Origin of the sequence: Streptomyces sp. SN-593, assembly GCF_016756395.1 — a bacterium.
Lineage (GTDB): Bacteria > Actinomycetota > Actinomycetes > Streptomycetales > Streptomycetaceae > Actinacidiphila > Actinacidiphila reveromycinica.
Map to the genome: position 1 here is coordinate 8,431,685 of NZ_AP018365.1, position 21,660 is coordinate 8,453,344.

A 21,660-nucleotide genomic window follows, 5' to 3' on the forward strand; every position below is an offset into this window, starting at 1 on the left:
GGAACCGGCGGTGCCTGCCGGGGGCAGCCTCCGCGCGCGCCGTGCCCGCGTGGTGCGGCGCTCCCGCCGGGCGCACCCTGGGAAGGAGCAGCGCGCGTCGACGGGGGTGGCGCAGGACCGGGAGGAGCGCGACATGACCCGCACCGGCCGTCCGGAGGGCGCGGACACCCTCGTCGTGTTCGGCATCACCGGCGACCTCGCCCGCAAGATGACCCTGCGCGCCCTGTACCGGCTCGAAGCGCGCGGCCTCCTCGACTGCCGTGTGATCGGCGTGGCCGCCGACGACCTCACCACGGCCGACTTCGTCGCACAGGCCCGCGAGCGTGTCGCCGCCACCGGCCAGCGGGTCGACGACGACACCTTCCGGCGGTTCGCCGCACGCGTCACCTACCTGCACGGCGACGTCACCGACGCCGCTCTCTACACCCGGCTGAGCGCCGAGATCGGTCCGGGCCACCGCACGCTGCACTACCTGGAGATGCCGCCCCGGCTCTTCGGTCCGATCGTCGAACGGCTCGGCGCGGCCGGCCTGGTGGAGCACGCCCGGGTCGCGGTGGAGAAGCCGTTCGGCAAGGACCTCGCCTCCGCCCGCGCGCTCAACGCCCGGCTGCACGCCGTGCTGCGCGAGGACCAACTGCTGCGCGTCGACCACTTCCTCGGCAAGGAGCCGGTGATCGAGCTGGAGTACCTGCGCTTCGCCAACCGCGCCCTGGCCGGGCTGTGGGACCGCGACAGCGTCAGCGCCGTACAGATCACCATGGCCGAGGACTTCGGCATCGAGGGCCGCGGCAGCTTCTACGACCCCGTCGGCGCCCTGCGCGACGTGGTGCAGAACCACCTGTTGCAGGTGCTCGCCGCCGTCACGATGGACCCGCCCGCGGACGCCGGCGCCGACAGCCTCCGGGACCGCAAGGCCGAAGTCCTCAAGGCCGTACGCGCCGCCGACCCGCGCCGCAGCGTCCGCGGCCAGTACACCGGCTACCGCGACACCCCCGGCGTCGCCGCCGGCTCCGACACCGAGACGTACATCGCGCTGCGGCTGGAGATCGATAACTGGAAGTGGATCGACGTGCCGTTCTTCCTGCGCGCGGGCAAGAACCTGCCGGTGCGCGACACCGAGGTGCGGCTGATCCTGCGCCGGGCGCCGCGGCTGGCCTTCCTGCCGACGCCGCACCAGGCCGAGCCGAACCAGATCGTGCTGCGCATCGACCCCGACCCCGGGGTGTGCCTGCAACTCGTCGCCCAGGGCGAGCAGACCTGGCGCCCCCTGCACCTGGACGCCTCCTTCGTCCGGGACCTCGGCGAGCCGCCGGAGCCGTACGAGCGGCTGCTGCACGGCGCGCTCACCGGGGACCACAGCCTGTTCACCCGGGAGGACGGCGTCGAGGAGGCATGGCGGATCGTGCAGCCCCTGCTCGACGATCCCGCCCCGCTGCTGCCGTACGCACCCGGCACCTGGGGTCCCGCCGAGGCCGCCGACCTGGTGACGGGCCATCCGCCCTGGCACGACCCCTGGACCGCCGGGTCCGGCGCCCCCGCCGGCTGAAGGCGCTCCCGCCCGCTCAGCGGGCGGCCGCCACGGCCAGCAGGAACCAGCCGGTGTGCGGGATCCACTGCTCCGCCCACCGCCACGACTCCTCCTGCGGGGCGTCCGCGGGCAGGAAGGCGATGTCGTCCTCGTCCGCCCAGCCGGAGGTGATGCCGTTGACGATGCCGCCGGGCAGGTTCGGGAAGTCCGAGGCGTAGTCCACGTTCCCCCGGCCGCGCCCCTGGAGCATGCACGCGCCGAACGGGTTGCGGCCGGTGATCCACGCCAGCTGGTCGTCGGCGAACTCCCGCAGCGCCTCCCGCTCGGCGTCGGGCACCCCGTCGGCCGCCGCGCAGAACGCCGCCGCCGCGGCGAGCGAGGCGATGGCGGCGTTCTCGCCCTGCCACCAGTAGCCGGTCTCGTTGGCGTGCGGGAAGAAGAACGCGTCCCGGTCGGCGCCGCCCGCCGGGCGCGCCCGCTGCCGCGGGTACCCGAACGGGTTGGGCACCGCGCGGGTCCGGGCGAGCGTGTCGAGCGTCGCCCGGACCGCCAGTGCCCGGGCCGGGCCGGCCTCGGGGGAGTCCGGGAGCACCGCGGCGAACCGCAGCAGGGCCAGGACCGGCAGGCCGGCCTCCACCGCGTGGAAGAACGGCCGGCCCTCCGCGTCGGCGGTGAACCAGCCCGGGCCGCCGTCCTCCGGCGCGACGTACCGGCCGGTCAGCAGCCGCGCGCGGCGCCGGGCCGCCGCGACCACCGGGGCGCCGGCCGCGACCAGCTCGCAGGCCGCCAGCAGCGCCGCGTAGTCGTCGACCACCGACTCGGTGCCGTCGTCCAGGTACTCCAGGTTGTGCGCCTCCAGGTGCGCGAACCCGGTGAGAGCCGCGTCCAGGTAGGCGGGACCGGTGAAGTCGCCGTGGTCGCCGAGGGTGGAGGCGCGCGCCAGGGCGGCGATCGCCAGGCCCCCGCCCTGCCGGTACGCGGCCTGGTAGCGGTCGGTGCGGACGCACTCCGCCAGCGGCGCCGTCACGAACCGCTCGTCCAGCCGCTTGGTGAGCGCGTCGAACACCCCGGTGTAGAAGTAGCCCTCGGGCGCCCGGAAGCGGACCAGGAAGTCCGCGCCCCACAGCGCCTCGTCGCGCAGCCGCGCGCCCAGCGAACGGACCAGCGCGGGGTGCCGCTCGGCCAGGACGTCCCGGGCCGCCGCCATCGCCCAGGCGCACAGCGGGATCTGCTGCGGGCTCATGGTGCGGGTGTAGGTGAGGTGGCTGAGGAACTTGCTCGGGTCGCCGCTCGCGTCGAGCCAGCCGCCGCGGGCGTCCACCTCGCGCCCGCTGCCGTCGGCCCACAGCCGCGCGTGCCGGTCCTTGCGGTCGATCTCCCCGCTGGAGCGCATCGCCCGGAAGTACGCGAGCACGTCGGACATCGTCTGCCGCTGGAGCCGGTCGGGCCCGACCACGAACGGCTCCGACACCGCCTCGCGCCCGCCGCCGTCCACGATCCGCACGGTGTAGGTGCCGGCCGTGAGATCGCGGGGGAGCGGAACACGGGCGAACGGCCCCCGCCGCCACCCCGGCACCACCACGACCGGCCCGGCGTCGAGCCGGTGGGGGCCGTCCGGGCCCAGCAGCTCGCAGGTGCGCGGCGCGCGGCCGTCGGGCAGCGCCGCCACCACCGCCTTGGCCGCGGTGAGGCCGTGGCCCAGGTGCGCGGTCAGGATCGTCGGCAAGTCGTCATCGGTCGAACGCACCCTCGGGTACCGTCCCTTCCGTCGTGGCGGCGGTCCGCGGACCGCTCCGCCGTCGCGCCGCCCGGGCGCGTCCCGGGCGGCGGTGGCCGTGCGAACCCACGGCGCGGCTCTCAGTAGGGATAGTGGACCGGGGCGCCGGTGACCGTGCGCCAGCGGCGCTCGGTGTACTCCTCCAGGTTGGCGTCGCCGCCCGCGCGGCCGCCCAGGCCGGAGGCGCCGGTCCCGCCGAAGGGGGCGAGCGGTTCGTCCTGGGGCGTCGCGTCGTTGACGTGGACCATCGCGCAGTCCAGGCGGCGGGCGACCTCCGTGGCCCGGTGGACGTCGCGGCCGACGACCGAGGAGACCAGGCCGTAGCGGGTGTCGTTGGCGAGCGCCACGGCCTCGTCGGCGCCGTCGACCACGGCGACGGGGGCGATGGGCGCGAAGATCTCCTCGGTCCACAGGGCGCAGGACGGGTCGACGTCCACCACGACGGTCGGACGGAAGAACCGGCCCTCGGCGGTCCCGCCGGTCAGCACCCGGGCGCCGCCGGCCACCGCGTCGTCCAGCAGCCGCCTGGCGCGGGCCAGTTGGGCGTCATTGATGATCGGCCCCAGGCCGGCGCCGTCCCGCAGCGGGTCGCCCACGGTGACGGCCGCGGCCCGCCCGACGAGGTTGTCGAGGTAGGCGTCGGCGACGGCGCGGTCCACGATGTGCCGGCCCGCGCTGATGCAGGTCTGGCCCTGGTAGTGGAAGCTCGACCACGCCCCGATCATCGCGGCCTGGTCGACGTCGGCGTCCGCCAGCACCACGAGGGCGTTGTTGCCGCCGAGTTCCAGCGAGGTCTTCTTCAGCAGGGACCCGGCGGTCGCGGCGATCTCCCGGCCGACCGCGGTCGATCCGGTGAAGTGCACCATCGCCACGTCGGGATGCTCCACCAGCCGGCGGCCGACCCGCTCCCCGCCGGGCAGCACCTGGAAGACCCCTGCCGGTGCCCCCGCCCGCGCGAACAGCTCGGCGATCGCCAGCCCGCCGGACAGCGGCGTCTCCGGCGACGGTTTGAGCAGCACCGCGTTGCCCAGGGCCAGCGCGGGTGCGATCACCCGCATGCCCAGGACCAGCGGGAAGTTCCACGGGGTGATCGCCGCGACGAGGCCGACCGGCACGCGCTCGGACACCGAGAAGCGGCCGGGGTGCCCGGTCCGCAGCACCTCGCCGACCGGGCGGGAGGCCAGGGCCGCCGCCTCGGTCAGCTCACCGACGGCCGAGGCGATCTCGTAGTCGGCCTTGCCCGCGATGCTGCCGGTCTCGCGGACGATCAACTCGCGCAAGCCGTCGGCCTGTTCGAGTGCGGTGGCCACGCGCCGCAGGACCGCGGCGCGCTCGGCGTGGGGGCGGGCGGCCCACGCGCGCTGCGCGGTGAGCGAGGAGGCCACGGCCGCGTCCACGTCCGCGACGTCGGCGGAGCCGGCCTCCCCGAGCAGGGCGCCGGAGGACTTGTCGCGGACGTCGAGGGTGGCGCCCGCGGCGGGCGGGCGGAACTCCCCGTCGACGTAGAGGGCCCGTGTCCAGGAGGGTTCGTGCTGTGCCATGTTCAGCTCTTTTCGGAAGTCCTGCGGGTGGGTGTCTCCGGGTGCCGCCTCGGCGGGACAGCCCTCAGGGGGCGGCGAGGCGGGCGCGGGCCAGGGCGGTCGCGCCCGCGACCGGCGGGGCGTCGAGCAGGCGCAGCGTCAGGTCGGGGTGCGCCGCGGCCAGCCGGTCCCGCAGCAGACCGGCCAGCAGGGGCTGCCCGGTCAGCACGCCGCCCGCGGCCACGACGGTCCCGCCCGCCGCGCCGCGCGCCCGCAAGGTGCCGACGAGCGCGGCCAGCGCGGCCGCCGCGGTGTCCACCACCCCGGCCGCGAGCGCGGAACCCGCGGCGGCCGCGTCGAACACCGCGGGCGCGGCCGGACCCCATGTGGCGGGTGTGGGCGAGTCGTTGACCGCGCGGGCCAGTCCCGGGGCGCCGGCCACGCCGTAGTGGTCGAGCAGCGCCGTCAGCAGGCCGTCGTCGGGCCGTCCCCGGTCGTGGTCGGCCAGGACCGCCCGCACCGCCTCCCGGACGATCGCCGGCGCGCTGCCCTCGTCGCCGAGCACCCAGCCCCAGCCGCCCGCGAACAGCACGGTGCCGTCGGCGCGGGCGCCCACCGCGATCGAGCCGGTGCCGGCGATGACGCCGATGCCGTGCTCCAACCCGGCGGCCGGGACCAGCAGCGCGGCGTCGTTGACCACGGTGGCCGGCACCGCGAGCGCTTCGAGGGCCGCGCGGAGCCGCCCGCAGTGCTCCTGCGTGTCGCAGCCCTGCGCGCCGACGCCCAGGGCGGCGACCTCGTCGCCCGCCGGCAGCACCGAGGCCACCCGGTCCAGCAGCCAGCGCGCGGCGTACTCGACCGGGGCCGCCTCCCAGCCGGTGGACGGCAGCCGGACGTCCGAGCGGACCGTGCCGTCGGGCGCCTCGACCCGGATCGCGACCTTGGTGCCGCCCACGTCGGCACCGACCAGGACCCTCATACCGCCGGCCCCCCGTCGACCTTGATGTCCGCGTTGTGGAACACGAACTCCTCGATGTCCACGCCGCGGACCTCGGCGACGGCCTCCACGAGGATCTGGGCGACCAGGATCTCCAGCACCGCGCGCTGCGCGGCGGGCAGCCGGGGCACCCGCACCGGGTGCAGGCGCGGCCGTGCGGGGGGCGGCGCCGAGGTGACGAGCACCACCGGGTGACCCGCGGCGGCCAGCGTGTCGGCCACCGCGTGCTCGCGCTCGTCGCCGAACACCACGTGCACGCCGCCGCCGGCCGACTCCATCGCGCCGTGCAGGTACTGGCGGGTGCTCATCCCGGTGGACGGGACGCGCACGACCTCGCGGAAGAGCAGCGCCGACGCCTCCGCGGAGCCCACGGCGGGCCCGGCGCCGACGAAGTCGGCGGAGGTGGCGGCCGCGAACAGCGGCGCCAGCGCCCGCACCTGCTCGCGCAGGTCCTTCTCGGTCGCGGCGAACAGCGCGCCGAGCCGGGCCCACCCCTCGTCGGGGGCGCCGCCGTCCCAGGCGTCGGCGAGCATGCCGAGCGCGGCCACGGTCGCGGTGTACCCGATCGTGGAGGCGTAGCTGTCGCGGATGCCGCCGATGTCGAGCACGCCGGTGGCGATGCCGGCGATCGGCGAGGGCGTCATGTTCACCACCGCGTGCCGCAGCGGCGGCGGCACCGACTCCAGCACGGCGAGGGTCTCCGCGCTACGGCCGCTCTGCGACACCCCGAACACCGGGTGCCGGCTCGCGGGATACGGCAGCGGGTGGTCGCCGGCGCCCAGTCGCCAGGCGTGCACGCCCCGGGCGCGCAGCGACCACACCGGTGCACAGGCGGCCGCCAGGCTCGCGCCGATCCCGACGAACACCGGCCCGGGGCCGGCCAGCAGGCCGGCTTCGGCGAGCGAGGCCACCGACGGGCCGAGCCGGGCGATCGCGGCTTCCAGCTCCTCGGCCTGCGTCGCGCGGGCGGTCGCGTAGGGGAGGTATCCCTCGCTCATGTCTGTTCCGTTCCGTCGTAGGTCCGTGCGATGGGGTCCCAGTGCGGTGGGATCGGGGGCACCTCGGGGGCGCCGCTCTCCACCCGGACGGGTGTGCCGAGGGCGACGGACTCCTCGACGGCGAGCATCACGTCCAGCACGTGGTAGGCCAGTTCGCCGCTGGCGCGCGGGCGCCGGCCCGCGCGCAGGGCGCGGGCCAGTTCCAGGACGCCGACGCCCCGGCCGCTCGGCACCCCGGCGGCGGGCACCGTGGTCCACGGCGCGCCGGGCGCGGGGTCGGTCAGCAGCCGCGTGGCGCCGTCGAAGCCGCTGACCGGCACGTCCATCACGCCGTCGGAGCCGGTGATCTCGAAGAGCTGGCGGCGCAGCGGCGAGTCGAAGCTGTAGACGGAGGTGCCGACAGCCCCGGAGGCGAAGGAGGTCACCACGCTGACGTGGGTGGGCACCTCCACCGGGAAGCCGGTGCCGGCGTCCGGGCCCGCGCCGATGACCCGCCGGGGCCGCGGGCTCTGTCCGGTCGCGCTCACCGACACGACCGGGCCCAGCAGTTGGACCAGGGCGGTCACGTAGTAGGGCCCGATGTCGAACAGGGGTCCCGCGCCCTTGGCGAAGAGGAACTGCGGCCGCGGGTGCCACAGGTCGGGCCCCGGGCCCTGCATGAGGGTGAGCACCGTCCTGGGGGTGCCGATCGCCCCTTCGGCGAGCAGCCGGTGGGAGGTCTGCACGCCGGGCCCGAGCACCGTGTCGGGGGCGTTGCCGACCACGACACCCGCGTCCCGTGCGGCGTCCAGCACGGCGCGGGCGCTGGTCCGGTCCAGGGCGAGCGGCTTCTCGCCCCACACGTGCTTGCCGGCCGCGACCGCGGCCAGCGCGACCTCGGCGTGGGCGGCGGGGACCGTCAGGTTGACCACCAGGTCCACGTCGTCGCGGCGCAGCACCTCGGCGGTGTCGCCCCACGCCGGTACGCCGTACGCCTCGGCCTGCGCGCGGGCACGGGCGGGCACCAGGTCGGCCACGGCGGTGACGGCGAGGTCGGGGTAGCCGGAGAGGGCCCTGAGGTACTGGTCGGAGATGTCGCCGGCGCCGACGACCGCGACCCGGACGGGCGCGCTCACGCGGCGGTCCCGTCCAGGAAGTGCGCGGCGTTGCGCTCCACGAGCGGCCACACGTCGCTGTGGTGGGCGACGACCTCGACCACCGGCAGCTCGACGCTCGCGGCGGTCAGGGCCAGCACCTCGCCCATCCGCCCGGCGGTGTCCACGCCCAGCACCGGGCGGTCGTTGCCCGGCTCCCGCTCGTGCACCACGTGCAGGTGGCGCACCCGGTCGCCGAGGCGCGGCAGCAGCTCGAACACGTCGGCGCCGCCGACCCCCGCCCAGTAGACGTCGACCTCCAGGACCACCGACGGGTCGAGCAGCCCGGTGAGCACCTCATAGGCGGGGACGCCGTCGACGCGCTGGGCGAACTCGAAGTCGTGGTTGTGGTAGCCGATCCGGATGCCGCGCTCGGCCGCGGTCGCGGCGGCCTCGTTGAGCGTCGCGGCGAGGCGTTCCACCCCGGCGCGGTCGGTGATGCTGCCCGGATCGACGTAGGGCGTGATGACGCAGCCGATGCCGAGCGCCTGCGCGGCGTCCAGGACGTCCGCCACGTCGTGCCGCAGCACCGAGGCGTGGGCGGTGGCGGCGGCCAGCCCGGCATCGCGCAGGGCGGCGCCGAGCCGGTCGGGGTCGCCGAGGATGTCGAACGGCTCCGCGTGGGTGAACCCGAAGCCCGCCAGCCGTGCGAGGGTGCGGTCGAGGTCCGCGGGTCCGATGTCCTCGCGCACGCTGTAGAGCTGGATGCCCAGCGGTCGCGTGGTGCTCATGCGCCGGCCTTTCCCTGGGGGGTGCGGGGGTCGAGGTGGGCGTGGCCGTGCCCGGCGTGCGGGTCGTGGCAGGTGTCCGGGCCGGGGCCGCCGGCGTGGCAGTGGGCGCCGCCGGAGGCCGGGATGTCGAGCGTCGGGTTGCGGTCGAAGAAGCCGTACGGCTTGAGCGCGAAGCCCGCGGAGTCGACCGGCATCACCGGCCAGTCCTCGGGACGCGGGAAGTGGGTCAGCCCGAAGGTGTGCCACAGCACGATGTCGGTGTCGTCCACGGACCGGTCGGCGGCCGTCCACCGCGGCAGTCCGCCGCCGCCCGGGTGCATGTTGACCAGGTCCCCGGCCGGGTAGCGCTCGTCCGGCGCGTAGGGCGTCACCCACAGGTGGCGGGTGGCGTACGCGGCGCGCCGGTGGATGTCGGAGTCGGCGTCGGCCAGCAGCACCGGCCGGCCCTCCGGGTGGAGCTGGTAGCCGACCGGGTTGCCGAGCCGGTTGGCGACCGACGGGTTGGTCACCACCCACGACCGGTTGCGGGTGGTGTCGGCCAGGCGCTGCGCGCCGGACTCGGTGCGCAGCCGGGTCACGGTCTGGGTGAACCCGGTGCCGGTGGGGTTGCCGGGGCCGCGCGGCACCGCGGCGGACTCCACCTCGTCGACCGCGTTGCCGGTGCCGTCCACCGCCATGTCCAGCCGGGCGCTGAACAGGTGCTGGTGGTAGGGCGCGCCGAGACCGGGGGCCAGTTCGGAGGCGTAGGCGTACCCGGGACCCGGGTAGCCGGAGGTGAAGACGACACCGGTGGCCTTGACCTCCAGCTCGATGGCGCCGTCGAGCGAGAGGTACCAGTAGAAGCCGTAGTCGTAGTTGCCGACGGTGACGAAGAAGGAGATCACCAGGCGCCGGTTGCGGCGCGACTGCGTGGAGCCGTTCCAGCCGTCGGAGTGCTTCCACAGGATGCCGGTGTCCTCCTCGTGGATGCAGATCGCCTGCGGCACGACGTGGACGCCGCCGTCGGCGGCGGCCAGTACCGCGTCGAGGTAGGTGATGTCGCCGACGCAGTCGCAGCCCAGCTCAAGGGAGTTGGCGAAGCCGCCGAGCAGGTACTCGCCGCAGTCGAAGAAGTTCTGGAACCAGCGCTGCGGGCTCGGGTCGCCGTAGGGCACGACCATCTCGGCTATGGAGGCGCGGTACAGCACCGGGCGGCGCCGTCCCGCGTCGTCGAGGGCGACGTTGCGCAGCACCAGGCCCTCGCGCTGGTCGAAGCCGACCTGGAGGGTCCAGCCGAGCCAGTTGATGACGCCGTCGTCGTCGATGGTGAAGCTCGGGCCCTGCGGCTGGGTGATCTCGATCGGCTTCAGCCCGGGCCTGGCCGGCTGTCCGACCCATCCGGGGTCGTGGAAGTTGCCGTCCTCCTGCGGCACCGGCAGCAGCGCGTGGTCGGTGACGTCGAGCACCTCGCGGGTGACGACGTCCACCACGACCGTGACGCCGTCCACCGGGTGCGCCCAGCCGAGGTCGTCCGGGGTCTTCTGCAGGAAGGTGAAGCAGCGCTGAAGGCGGCGGCCGTCCTCGCCCGGGCCGGCGACGCCGGCCGACAGCGGGTTGACCCGCAACTGCCGGACGTCGGTCAGGCCGCGCCTGCGCATGGCGGCGAGCCACCGCTCGTCGCGGTGCACGATCTCCTCCACGAGCCCGAACTCGGCGAGCACCACCGGGACGTGGCCGTCGGTGGCCGGCTCCAGCAGGCGGGCGGAGACGACCCGGTCCTCGCCGGGGCAGACGACGGCGTCGTGCGACCGGCCGGTGCGCAGGTCGACCAGCAGGGCGCGGAAGCGGCGCGGCGCTGTCGCGCCGGCCAGCAGCTCGCGCTTGTCCTGCTCGTCGAGGCCGAAGTAGGACAGGTGGGTGTCCGGGCCGAGCAGGCCCTCGCGCCGCAGGAGCGCGGCGCACGCGGTGATCTCCTGCGGGCGCGGCGAGGCGAGGGCGCCGGCCAGGGCGTGCGCGTCGTAGGCGCGGGCGTCGCCGGGGGCGTCGGGGACAGGGCCGGCGTCGTCGCGGGGGAGGGGTGGTGGCGTTGCTGTGGTCACGGGTGCTCCGCTTCTGCGAAGGGGGTTCGGGGGGAGGCGGGCGCGTCAGCCGGAGCTGCGCATGAAGGAGGTGCGCAGGCGGTAGCGGTCGCCGGCGTAGCGGATCGACGAGGACAGCAGCGGCCGCTGCGCGCGGTCGCGGACGATCTGCCGCATGTCGAGGACGGGGGTGCCGGCCGCGATGGCGAGGTGGCCGGCGAGCGCGGCGTCGGCGGGGCGGGCCTCGATGGTGGTGTCGGCCTGTGCCAGTTCGAAGCCCGCGGCGGCGATCGTGTCGTAGAGCGAGCAGGCGGTGAAGTCGACGGCGTCGAAGCCGGCGGCCACGTCGGCGGGCAGCAGCGAGCGGTCGACCGCGATCGGCACCCCGTCGAGCATGCGGACGCGTTCGAGCCGGTACAGCGGGGTGCCGGGGGCGATCTGGAACGCCTCCGCCTCGTCGAAGCTGGCCGGTCCGGTCTCGCGGCGCAGCACCTCGGAGGTCGCCACCAGGCCCATCCGGCGGGCGGTCTCGGAGAACGACTCCAGGGTGTTGGGCCACTCCTTGCGCTCGACGGCGGCGACGTACCAGCCCCGGCCCTGCGCGGCGCGCAGCACCCCGTCCTCGACGAGCGCGGTGAGCGCCTTGCGCAGGGTGACCCGCGAGATGCCCAGCATCCGGCACAGCTCGCGCTCCGGGGGCAGCCGGGAGCCGGGCTTGACCTCGCCGACGGCGATCCGGTGCTCCAGGGCGGCCTTCGCCTGCATCCACAGCGGTTCGGGGTAACCGCCGGCCAGCGCCGTCGCCGGCGTCGGGGCCGGTCCGGGGAGTACGGCGGCCGGTACCGGGACGGCGGCCGGCACGGCGGGCGCAGGTGCCGGCTGGCCCCCCGCCGCTGTTCCCGCCGGGCCGGGCCGTCGGGCGCTGATGTGATCGGTGCTCATGCCGGGGCCTGGGCCTTCGGGGCGAGGGCCGCCGGGTGCGGGACCTTCTCCCAGGTGCCGGAGCGCATCGAGGCGTAGCAGGCGTCGAGCACGTGGTTGACGACCACGCCGTCCTCGAAGGTCTCGCGCGGCGCCTCGCCGCGGGCGAAGCAGTCGACGAAGTGCCGCATCTGCTGGCTGAAGCCGTAGGCGCGGGCCTCCTCGGGCACCGGGTAGACCCAGCCGGTGTCGGCGTCGGCCTTCTCGACCAGGTAGCCGGCCGGGCGCTCGATGAAGCCCCACACCGGCGTCGCGGAGGTGTCGGTGACCAGGCGGCCGGCGCTGCCGACGAGTTCGTGCCGCAGTTGCATGCCGCCCTTCTCGATCCACGACGACTCCACGGTGGCGAGCTGGCCGCCGGCGAACTTCAGCAGCGCGATCGCGGTGTCCTCGCCGGTGGTGCGCTCCGCGTGGGCGAGCGTGGCGCCCCACGCGAAGACCTCGACGATCGGGTTGTCCTTGCCGAAGAAGTGCCGGGCCGACTCCACGGTGTGGCACCCCATGTCGAGCAGGGCGCCCCCGCCGGCGGTCCGCGTGTCCCAGAAGTGCGGGGCGTGCGGCCCGGAGTGGGCCTCGCGCGCCCGCATGGTGAGCAGGTCGCCGATCGCGCCGGCGGCGACCATGTCGTGGGCCTTGGCGATGTTCGGCGAGAAGACCGAGCTCTCGGCGTAGCCGTGCCAGACGCCGGCCGCCCGGACGACGTTCAGGACGGCCGCCGCCTCGGCGCCGGTGCGGGCCAGCGGTTTGGTGCACACCACGCCCTTGCCGGCGGCCGCGGCCGCCCTGACCGCGTCCAGGTGCGCCTCGTTGGGCACCGCGACGACCACCAGATCGACGTCCGGGTCGGCGCACAGGGCGGCCGCGTCGTCGTACGCGCGGGCGTGCGGCGGCGCCCACTTGGCGGCCAGTGCGGCGGCGCGCGCGAGGTCGCGCGAACAGGCCGCCACCAGGGTCGCGTTCCGCACGTCCTGGAGCGCGTCCGCGTATGTGTCGCCGATGAATCCCGAACCTATGAGTCCGACGCCGATCACGCGTTCCTCTTCCCTCGTCCTGCGGTGGCCGGTCGCGGGACTGCCGCGGCCGGACGCTTCCGTGAGCTCGTTGGTCTGCCTATGGTATGTCAGAGGTCCACTCAATGTAGACCACGTAATACCACTGGTGGGGGGCGGGAGGCGGCCATCAGTCCTCCAGCAGGGCGTCGAAGGCCCGGGACAGCGCGGCGTCGACCGACTTCAGCTCCGGATGGGCGTCGTAGTGCGCCAGCACCTCGCGGGCGCCCTGCGCGAAGGACACGCGCGGCGCGAACCCCGGGACCAGCGACCGCAGTTTGGAGGTGTCGAAGAGCATCGAGTGCCGGAAGTCGTGCTCCAGCACCTCGCCCCAGCCCGGCACGTGCACGGCGATCGACTCGCTGGAGCGGTGCCGCAGCACCGGCGCGCGCACCCCGGCGGCCGCGGCCAGGGCCAGGTGGATCTGGTCCCAGGTGAGGATGTCGCCACTGACCACGTTGACGCTCTCGCCGATCGCGTGGTCCAGGCCGAGCAACGGCACGAAGGCGCGGGCGAAGTCCGCGGAGTGGGTGAGCGACCACAGCGACGTGCCGTCGCCGTGCACCACCACCGGCCGCCCGGCCCGCATCCGCTCGACCGCCGTCCACCCGGCGAGCACCGGCACCACCGTACGGTCGTAGGTGTGGAAGGGGCGCACGATCGTCAGCGGGAAGCCGCTCGCGCGGTACTCCTCCTCCAGCAGCAGCTCGCACGCGATCTTGTCCCGTGCGTAGCCGAAGACCGGCTGGCGGCGCGGACTGGACTCGGTGATCGGTAGCTGCGGCACCGGCCGGCCGAAGACCGAGCAGGTGCTGATGAAGACGTACTGCCCGGTCCGGTCGGTGAACAGCCGCGGATGCGCGCGCACGTCGTCGGGGGTGAAGCCGACCCAGTTGACGATCGCGTCGAACTCCGCACCGCCCAGCACCGATCCGAGCGCCGCGGCGTCGCGCACGTCCGCCCGCAGCCGCCGCACGCCGTCGGCGACCGGGCGCACCGGCTCCGACCGGGTCACCACCGTCACCTCGGCGCCCTCGGCCGCCGCCCGCGCCGCCGCCGCGGAACCGATCATCCCGGCACCGCCGAGGAACAGGACCCTCATCACCGCTCCTCCGTGCCCGCCGGGGCCGCCGCGCCGCGGGAGATCCCGGCGCCGACCAGATGGGCGTAGGAGCGGCGCAGCGCCTCGAACGTGTCCACGTGCAGCCGCTCCAGCTCCACCAGGTGCCACCGGGGCCCGGGCACCGCGGCGCCCAGGGTGCGGGCCCAGTCGATCCGGCCCTCGCCGATGGGCACCATCACGTCCTCCTCGTAGGAGACGGCGGGGCCGTCCTTGACGTGCACGAACCGCGCCCGCCCGCCGAGGCCGGCCAGCACCCGCGCCGGGTCTGCGCCGCCCATCACCGCCCAGTAGGCGTCGAGTTCGACCAGCACCCGGTCGTCGAGCAGGTCCAGCAGCAGGTCGTACGCCGACCGGCCGTCGAAGCTCCGGGAGAACTCGGCGAAGTGGTTGTGGTAGGCGATCCGCATGCCGCGCTCGGCCGCCCGCTCGGCGGCCTCGTTGACCCGCCGTACGCCGTGCCGGATCGCCTCGGGGGAGTCGAACTCCTCGCGCTCCATGCTCCACACCAGGACCTCGGCGCCGAGCTCCTCGTTCTGGTCCAGCAGCCGCTGCGCGTCCGGTCCGGCCGGGAAGGGGGTGTGCGCGCTGGTCAGGGTGAGCCCGGCCGACGCGATGGCGTCCCTGACCCGGGACGGCCCGAAGTGCTCCACCAGGCCGTAGGTCTCGACGCCCAGGAACCCGATGCCGGCCAGCCGGGCGAGGGTGCCCTCCAGGTCGGCCCGCGCCTGGTCGAGCACGGTGTACATCATCACGCCGATGGCGGGCGGCACGGCTCCTCCTTCGTCCGGCCCCGCGGGCCGGTCACGCGTCGTCTCAGTCACGGCCGGCCGCCCACACCAGCGCCTGCCGGACCAGGGCGCGTACCGGCGGCTCGCCCCACGACCGCATGTCGTGGCCGAGCGCCAGGTAGACCACCCGTCCCGCGCCGACCTCGCGGACGTACAGCACCGGCACGGCGACGCCGTCCGCCCGGTGCCGCTGCGCGAGCACCGTCACGTCCCCGTCGGCCAGCTCGAACTCGTAGTACTCGTCGAAGAGGTCGAAGTCCGCCACGCCGGCGGTCACCGGGTGGTCGGCGACGATCTCCACGGTGTGCCGGCCCTCGTGGTGGCCGGGCCCGTGCGAGAGGTAGCGGTTGCCGAGCAGCTCGAACAGCGGGCGGTCCGCCGGGTCCAACCCGTCGCCGCGCCGGCCCATGATGTTGGCGCCGTGCACCCCGACCAGCCCCTTGCCCGCCCGCACCGCGGCGGCCAGCGCCTGCTGCTGCTCCGTCGCGAAGTGCCCGCCGGCGGTGTACAGCAGGTAGACGTCCGCCTCGGCCGTCTCCGGCCGCGGGTCGACGAACCTGCTGGTGCCCATCGCCCGGCGGGTGGCGAACCCGGCCTCGGTACCGAGCTGTTGGAAGACGCCGGCGGCATTTAGCAGGTCGTGGTGGATGTCGTCGCCGTTCACGACGACCATGGCTCTCGGCGTCGTCAGGTGGGACATGGCTCTCCTCGCGGAATGCGGCAGGAAGGGAAGGGGATCGGGGCGCACGGCACCGACGGGCCGGGCGCGGCGCTGCGGCTCAGACCGGCTTCAGCCGCAGCGCGACCACCGGGTTGGGCACCGGGCTGAAGTAGGGGTCCTGCGGCGAGGGGAAGCCGGTCGCCTTCGCGGTGCTCCAGTTGCCGTAGCTGCCCCAGTAGAACATCGGGATCCACGGCAGGTTCTCCACGAAGATCTTCTCGATCCCGTCCAGGATCTGCTGCCGCTGCGCGTCCGTCGTCGCCTTCGGGTACTCCTTGAACAACTGCGCCGCCTCCGCGTTCTGGAAGCGCTCGATGTTCTGGAAGGTCGGCGTCGCCTTGCCGATCGGGTAGTACAGGTTGGGGTTGATCGTGTCGTTGTAGTACGAGAAGGCGCGCGGCGCGGAGTCCACCGGGTAGCCCATCGTGGAGTCGAAGTCGCCCTTGCCGGTACGGGTGTTGATGTCCGTCACCGTCGTGGTGTCGATGGTGAGCTTGATGCCGATGTCCTTGAGCTGCGAGACCAGCACCTGCACCCGGGAGGCGATGTCGGTGTAGGCCGACGGGAAGGTCACCGAGAACTCCACCCGCTTGCCGCCCTTGTGGTAGTAGCCGTCGCCGCCCTTCGCGTAGCCGGCGTCGGTCAGCGTCTGGTGCGCCTTGGCCACGTCCTGGGTGAAGTCGACGCCCTTGTACTGCGGGGCGATGGAGCCGGTGTACGCCGGCATGGGCAGCCCGGTGACGCTGGTGGCCGGCGGTGACGCGCTCGCCGCGCCGACCTGCTTGCGGTTAACCCCGAGGCTGATCGCCCGCCGCACCGCGATGTCGCTCAGCGGCCAGCGCTCCAGGTTGGGGATCAGGCCGTCCGTGCCGGCCAGCGGCGCCCAGTAGTTGTTGTGCTTGCTGCGGCTGAGGTACGTCTTGTCGGCGTTGGCGATGTACGTCCCGCCCCAGTCCGCGAGACCCTGCACGAGCGCGTTGGTCATGCTCTCGTTGTCCTTGTACGCCACGAACCGCAGCGCCTTGATCTGCGCCTTGGGCTGCCAGTAGTCCTCGTTGCGGACCAGCGTGAAGGACTGCGCGGAGAACTCGTCGAGCTTGAACGGGCCGGTGCCGACCGGGCTGTCGTCGGTGTACTTCGTCGGGTCCTTGACCTTCGACCAGATGTGCTCGGAGACGATCGGCGCGGACACCACGTTGGTGAAGAACTGCTCCGACGGCTCGGGAAAGGTGAAGACCACCTGCGTGGGGCTGGGCGCGGTGACCGAGGTGATGTCCACGCCGAGCAGGTTCAGCCCGGAGTTCTTCTTCAGCATCGTGTAGGTGAACACCACGTCGTCGGCGGAGAACGGCTCGCCGTCGGTCCACTTCACGCCGGACCGGAGCTCCATCGTGAGCGTCCGGTTGCCGTCCGACCAGCGCCAGGACTTCGCCAGCCACGGCAGGTCGTGGCCGATGTTCACGGTGTTGATCTGCACCAGCGGCTCGTAGATGAAGCCGCCCGAGCCCTGGGGGGTGTAGGTCAGGCCCTGCGCGGTGTTGGCCAGGTAGGGGTTGAAGACACGGGTGAGGTTGTCGGACTGGGCGGCGACGGTCAGCATGGCGTCACCGCCCGAGCTGCTGCCGCCCGACGGCTGGCAGGCGGACAGGGCGAGCGTGCCCGCGCCCGCCAGGGCGCCGGCGAGGAGGCCGCGTCTCGTCATGCCGGACGCGAGGGGCGACGGTGAAGTGGTCACGTGCGTCTGCTCCTTGGGAGTAGGGACAGCGGGGAGAGCGGAGGGTGGTGCGGTGCGGTGCGGTGCGGGCGGTGCGGTGCTGCGGGCGGACGCGGGCGGCGGGTGGCCGCCTCGCGGGCCAGGGAGGGAGGCCGGGAGGTCAGGAGGCCGGTGTGTCGGGGGAGCCGGGGGAGCCGGGGGCATCGGGGGAGCCGGACGTGTCGGAGGGCGGGGCGGCCGGCGGGTGTTGGGGCGTCGGAGTCTTCGCGGGCGTCGGGCCCTTCGCGGTGGCCGGCCCGGCCGCGGGGGTGGTCAGCCGTGCGACGGCCTCGGCGTTGGCGGCCCGCCGCGTGCGGGCCTCGTCGTCGTCGGCGTACAGCCAGCAGTGGGCGACGTGGCCGGGGGAGAGCGTGAAGGGGCCCGGCACCTGGCTGCCGCAGCGCTCCATCGCGTACGGGCAGCGCGGGTGGAAGCGGCACCCGGACGGCGGGTCGATGAGGCTGGGCGGTTGCCCGATGTCCCGGACCCGGTCGGCCCCGGCCCGCGACGGGTCGGGCGCCGAGGCGATCAGCAACTGCGTGTACGGGTGCGCCGCCTGCTGCGTCACCGCCTCCGACGGGCCGCTCTCGACCACCTGCCCGGCGTACATCACCGCCGTGTCGGTGGCGAAGTAGCGGGCGGAGGCGATGTCGTGGGTGACGTAGAGCATCGCCGCGTTGCGCTCCTCGGTGAGGCGGCGCAGCAGGTTGAGGATGCCCAGCCGGATCGACACGTCCAGGCTGGAGACCGGTTCGTCGGCGAGGAACACCTCCGGGTCGGCCGCCAGCGCCCGGGCGATCGACAGCCGCTGCAACTGCCCGCCGGACAGTTCGTGCGGGTACTTCGCGGTGAACTGCGCCGGCGGCACCAGGTTGATCCGGGTCAGCAGGTCGTCGATGACGGCGGTGCGCTCCTTGCCGCGCTTGCCCCTGTGGTGCAGCGCGACCGCGCGCCCCAGCGTGCCCGCGATCGTGGCGACCGGGTTGAACGACCCGAACGGGTCCTGGAGGATGAGCTGGACCTTGCGGACGTGGTCGCGGAAGGCCCGGCCGCGCAGGGCCCCGACCGGTTCGCCGTGCAGCCGCACCTCCCCGCCGGTGAGCGGGTGGAGCTGCGCCAGCAGCCGGGCGAGGGTGGACTTGCCGGAGCCGGACTCGCCGACCAGCGCGGTGATCCGGCCCGCGTACAGGCTCAGGGACACGTCCTCGACGGCGTGCACGACCTTGCGGCCGCCGCCGCGCACCGGCAGCCCGCCGCGTACCGGGAAGTGCTTCGTGACGTGGAGGGCCTCCAGGACGGGCCGCTCGGCGGCCGCGCCTGTGGCGCCGGGGTCGGTGGCCGCTCGGGCCGTTGCCTCACCGCTCATCGGGTCTCACCTGTCGCCAGCTCGTTCGGGTCGGTCGCGGAATTCGGGTCGGGCTCGGCGTGCGGGTCCGCGTGCAGCAGGCAGGCCGCGAGCGCGCCGCCGCCGGGGCCGCCCACCTGGTACAGCGGCGGCACCTGCGCGGCGCAGGCGTCGAAGGCGTGCGGGCAGCGGGGGCGGAACGCGCAGCCCGACGGGAGGCGCCGCAGGTCGGGCGGGGAGCCGGGGATGCCGGTCAGTTCCCGCTTCGGGCCGCCGAGGGTCGGGAAGGACGCCAGCAGGCCGCGGCTGTAGGGGTGCTGCGGGTCGCGGTAGAAGTCGCCGGCCGGCGCGGTCTCCACGACCTTGCCCCCGTACATCACCGCGATGGTGTCGGAGAGTTCGATCAGCAGCGACAGGTCGTGCGTGATGAAGACGACCGAGAAGCCGAGCCGGTCCTTCAACTCCATGATCTTCTCGATGATCTGACGCTGGATCACCACGTCGAGCGCGGTGGTCGGCTCGTCCATCACGATGATCTCGGGGTCCAGCGCGAGGCCGACGGCGATCATCGCGCGCTGCCGCATCCCGCCGGACAGTTCGTGCGGGTAGGAGCCGGCGCGGTCGGCCGGGATGCCGACGATGCCGAGCAACTCCACGACACGGGCTGCACGTTCGCGCGCGTCCAGCTTCGGCCGGTGCGCCACGATGACGTCCTCGATCTGCGTGCCGATCCGCAGCACGGGGTTGAGCGCGTGCATCGCGGACTGGAAGACGATGGACAGCTCCTCCCAGCGGAAGTCGCGCAGTTCGGCGTCGTCCATGGCCAGGACGTCGGCGGTGCGGCCGTCCGGGGCGGTGTAGCGGACCTCGCCGTGGGTGATCTCGGCCGGCGGCTTGTGCAGCCGGGTGATGGCGTAGGCGAGGGTGGACTTCCCCGAGCCGGACTCGCCGGCGATGCCGAGCACCTCGCCGCGCCGCAGCGTGAAGGACACGTCGCTGACCGCCGGGGTGCGGCCGCCCTCGCCCACGTACTCCACCCGCAGGTCGCGGACGTCCAGCACCACGTCGGTGCTGTCCTGGGTGAAGGGCGCCGGGGCCGGGCGCGGCGAGCGCGGCGGCCGGTGCCGGGCGCGGCGGGTCCGCTGCGCGGCGACCTGGCCGCGCTGGGCCTTCTTGGTGCCGATGCCGGCCTGCCGCAGCCGCGGGTTGACGAACTCGTCGATGCCGAAGTTGACCAGGGACAGCGCGGTGCCGAGCACCGCGATCGCCAGTCCGGCCGGCACGAACCACCACCAGGCACCGGTGAGCAGCGCGCTGCCGGTCTGCGCCCAGTACAGGATGGTGCCCCACGACCACTGCGTGACGTCGGCCAGGCCGAGGAACGCCAGGCTGGCCTGGGTGAGGATGGCCATGGTCACGGTGCCCAGGAAGGACGCGGCGATCACCGCCACCTGGTTGGGCAGGATGTCCTTGACGATGATCCGCCAGGTCGGCTCGCCGGTGGCGCGCGCGGCCTCCACGAAGTCGCGCCGGCGCAGCGAGAGGGTCTGGGCGCGCAGCACCCGGGCACCCCAGGCCCAGCCGGTGACGGTGATGACCAGGATGATGCCGAGCGACCCGCTGTGCGGCAGGTAGGCGGCCAGGATGATGGTCAGCGGCAGGCTCGGCAGCACCAGGAACACGTTCGCCAGCAGCGACAGCACCTCGTCGCCGATGCCGCCGACGTAGCCGGCCGTCACGCCGACGGCCACCGACAGGACCGTGGTGAGCACCGCGGCGCCGATCCCGACCAGCATCGAGGCGCGGGCGCCGTAGAGCATCTGCGACAGGACGTCCTGGCCGTTCTGCGTGGTGCCCAGCCAGTGCGAGGCGGAGGGCCCGACGAGGGTGCTGTCGCTGACGGCGGAGGGGTCGTACGGCGAGATCCACGGCGCGATCACGGCCAGCACCACGAAGGCCAGCACGATCACCAGGCCGCTGAGCGTCAGCGGTGAGCGCAGCAGGCGCAGCCAGACGCGGTGCGGTGCGGCGCCGGAGCCGGCGGTGTCGGGCGCGGCGCCCGCTCCGGCGGGGTCGCCCTCGGGCCCGGCGGCGTCGGACCCGGCCAGGGCGGCGGGTTGCAGGGCCATGATCAGCTCTCCCTTGTCCTCGGGTCGAGGAAGACGTACGCGATGTCCGCGACGAGGTTGGCGACGAGTACCAGCACGGTGATCAGCAGGAAGATCGCCGACATCAGCGGGTAGTCGGCGGCCTGGGCGGCCTTGAAGAGCACCGACCCGATGCCCGGGTAGTTGAAGACGACCTCGGTGACGATCGAGCCGCCGATGACGAAGCCCAGGGACATCGCGAAGCCGGACAGCGACGGCAGCATCGCGTTGCGCGCCGCGTAGGTGTACATCACCCGGCGCCTGGACAGCCCCTTGGCCTCGGCGAGCCGGACGTAGTCCTCGCTGAGCGTGGTGACCATCATGTTGCGCATGCCGATCAGCCAGCCGCCGACCGACGCGACGGTGATGGTCACGGCCGGCAGCACCGCGTAGTTGATCGCGCTGGCGATGAAGCCGCCGTTCAGCCCGATGTGCTGGTCGAGCGCGTAGCCGCCGGACAGCGGGAACCATCGGAAGGTGATCGCGAAGAGGTAGACCATGATGATCGCGAACCAGAAGTACGGGATCGACGACAGGAACGTCGTGATCGGCACCAGGGAGTCCAGCCAGCTCCCGCGCTTCCAGCCGGCCAGCATGCCCAGCACGGTGCCGATGACGAAGCCGAGCACCGTGCACAGGGTGATCAGGATCAGCGTCCAGTACATGCTCTGCCCGAGCACCGTGCTGACCTTCGAGGGGTAGTAGGCGTAGGAGATCCCGAAGTTGCCGGTGAACACGCTGTGCCAGTAACTGACGTACTGCTGCCAGAGGTTCTGGTCCGACTGGCCGAACAGCACCCGCAGCGCGTGTACCGCGGACGGGCTGAGCCTGCCGTGGAACTGGTTGATCAGGTTGTCCGCCGGGTTGCCCGGCATGACGCGCGGGATCAGGAAGTTGAGGCTGATCGCCGCCCAGGCGGTCAGCAGGTAGAACGCGGTCTTCCGTAGCAGCGTGCGCACCGGTCACTCGCCTCCGCGGCCGGGGCGGGGGCGGTCGTCGCCGGCCCCGGCGG

At 74.0% G+C, this 21,660-nt stretch carries 17 protein-coding genes and 1 pseudogene; 1 reads left to right on the plus strand and 17 read right to left on the minus strand.

What is annotated here, in order from left to right; genetic code table 11:
- Positions 1–133: 133 nt before the first annotated feature.
- Positions 134–1,546, plus strand: coding sequence for a glucose-6-phosphate dehydrogenase (locus RVR_RS35555; RefSeq protein WP_202238163.1), 1,413 nt, complete (start codon positions 134–136; stop codon positions 1,544–1,546).
- Positions 1,547–1,562: 16 nt separating this feature from the next.
- Here the strand turns inward: RVR_RS35555 and RVR_RS35560 are convergent, their stop codons facing one another.
- The 17 genes and pseudogenes from RVR_RS35560 to RVR_RS35635 form a co-directional block, all read right to left on the minus strand.
- On the minus strand, positions 1,563–3,275 hold the full coding sequence (locus tag RVR_RS35560) for a glycoside hydrolase family 9 protein (RefSeq protein WP_237405171.1): 1,713 nt from the start codon (positions 3,273–3,275) through the stop codon (positions 1,563–1,565).
- Positions 3,276–3,385: 110 nt separating this feature from the next.
- Positions 3,386–4,846 (minus strand): aldehyde dehydrogenase family protein, encoded by a 1,461-nt coding sequence (locus RVR_RS35565; protein WP_202238164.1) that lies wholly within the window; start codon positions 4,844–4,846, stop codon positions 3,386–3,388.
- A gap of 64 nt (positions 4,847–4,910) precedes the next feature.
- Positions 4,911–5,804 carry a BadF/BadG/BcrA/BcrD ATPase family protein gene (locus RVR_RS35570; RefSeq protein ID WP_237405172.1) on the minus strand — a complete coding sequence of 298 codons (894 nt, stop codon included), beginning with the start codon at positions 5,802–5,804 and terminating at the stop codon, positions 4,911–4,913.
- Positions 5,801–6,820 carry an SIS domain-containing protein gene (locus RVR_RS35575; protein ID WP_202238165.1) on the minus strand — a complete coding sequence of 340 codons (1,020 nt, stop codon included), beginning with the start codon at positions 6,818–6,820 and terminating at the stop codon, positions 5,801–5,803. Before RVR_RS35575 ends, RVR_RS35570 begins: the two co-directional genes overlap by 4 nt.
- Positions 6,817–7,935 (minus strand): Gfo/Idh/MocA family protein, encoded by a 1,119-nt coding sequence (locus RVR_RS35580; RefSeq protein ID WP_202238166.1) that lies wholly within the window; start codon positions 7,933–7,935, stop codon positions 6,817–6,819. The genes RVR_RS35575 and RVR_RS35580 overlap by 4 nt, the downstream gene beginning before the upstream one ends.
- Positions 7,932–8,684, minus strand: coding sequence for a sugar phosphate isomerase/epimerase family protein (locus RVR_RS35585; protein ID WP_202238167.1), 753 nt, complete (start codon positions 8,682–8,684; stop codon positions 7,932–7,934). Before RVR_RS35585 ends, RVR_RS35580 begins: the two co-directional genes overlap by 4 nt.
- Entirely contained in the window at positions 8,681–10,762 is a 2,082-nt protein-coding gene (locus RVR_RS35590) for a primary-amine oxidase (protein ID WP_237405173.1), read from the minus strand. The genes RVR_RS35585 and RVR_RS35590 overlap by 4 nt, the downstream gene beginning before the upstream one ends.
- Before the next feature lie 45 nt (positions 10,763–10,807).
- Positions 10,808–11,683, minus strand: coding sequence for a GntR family transcriptional regulator (locus RVR_RS35595; RefSeq protein WP_237405174.1), 876 nt, complete (start codon positions 11,681–11,683; stop codon positions 10,808–10,810).
- The gene (locus RVR_RS35600; RefSeq protein ID WP_202238168.1) at positions 11,680–12,753 is read right to left on the minus strand and encodes a Gfo/Idh/MocA family protein; all 1,074 of its coding nucleotides are present in this window, start codon (positions 12,751–12,753) and stop codon (positions 11,680–11,682) included. The genes RVR_RS35595 and RVR_RS35600 overlap by 4 nt, the downstream gene beginning before the upstream one ends.
- Before the next feature lie 148 nt (positions 12,754–12,901).
- Positions 12,902–13,873 (minus strand): NAD-dependent epimerase/dehydratase family protein, encoded by a 972-nt coding sequence (locus RVR_RS35605; RefSeq protein ID WP_202238169.1) that lies wholly within the window; start codon positions 13,871–13,873, stop codon positions 12,902–12,904.
- Positions 13,873–14,664 carry a sugar phosphate isomerase/epimerase family protein gene (locus tag RVR_RS35610; protein WP_202238170.1) on the minus strand — a complete coding sequence of 264 codons (792 nt, stop codon included), beginning with the start codon at positions 14,662–14,664 and terminating at the stop codon, positions 13,873–13,875. Before RVR_RS35610 ends, RVR_RS35605 begins: the two co-directional genes overlap by 1 nt.
- 43 nt (positions 14,665–14,707) lie before the next feature.
- A complete protein-coding gene (locus RVR_RS35615) occupies positions 14,708–15,382 on the minus strand; it encodes a ThuA domain-containing protein (RefSeq protein ID WP_202238171.1) in 675 nt (224 codons plus the stop codon).
- Positions 15,383–15,461: 79 nt separating this feature from the next.
- Positions 15,462–17,138 carry an ABC transporter substrate-binding protein gene (locus RVR_RS35620; RefSeq protein ID WP_202238172.1) on the minus strand — a complete coding sequence of 559 codons (1,677 nt, stop codon included), beginning with the start codon at positions 17,136–17,138 and terminating at the stop codon, positions 15,462–15,464.
- Between the two features lie 139 nt (positions 17,139–17,277).
- On the minus strand, positions 17,278–18,522 hold the full coding sequence (locus tag RVR_RS35625; protein WP_202238173.1) for an ABC transporter ATP-binding protein: 1,245 nt from the start codon (positions 18,520–18,522) through the stop codon (positions 17,278–17,280).
- Positions 18,519–19,565, minus strand: coding sequence for an ABC transporter ATP-binding protein (locus tag RVR_RS38270; protein WP_237405470.1), 1,047 nt, complete (start codon positions 19,563–19,565; stop codon positions 18,519–18,521). The genes RVR_RS35625 and RVR_RS38270 overlap by 4 nt, the downstream gene beginning before the upstream one ends.
- A 42-nt stretch (positions 19,566–19,607) precedes the next feature.
- A pseudogene (locus tag RVR_RS38275) lies at positions 19,608–20,609 on the minus strand (ABC transporter permease); the annotation flags it as partial.
- Between the two features lie 23 nt (positions 20,610–20,632).
- Complete coding sequence (locus RVR_RS35635) at positions 20,633–21,607, minus strand: ABC transporter permease (protein ID WP_202238175.1); 975 nt, start codon at positions 21,605–21,607, stop codon at positions 20,633–20,635.
- Between the last annotated feature and the right edge of the window lie 53 nt (positions 21,608–21,660).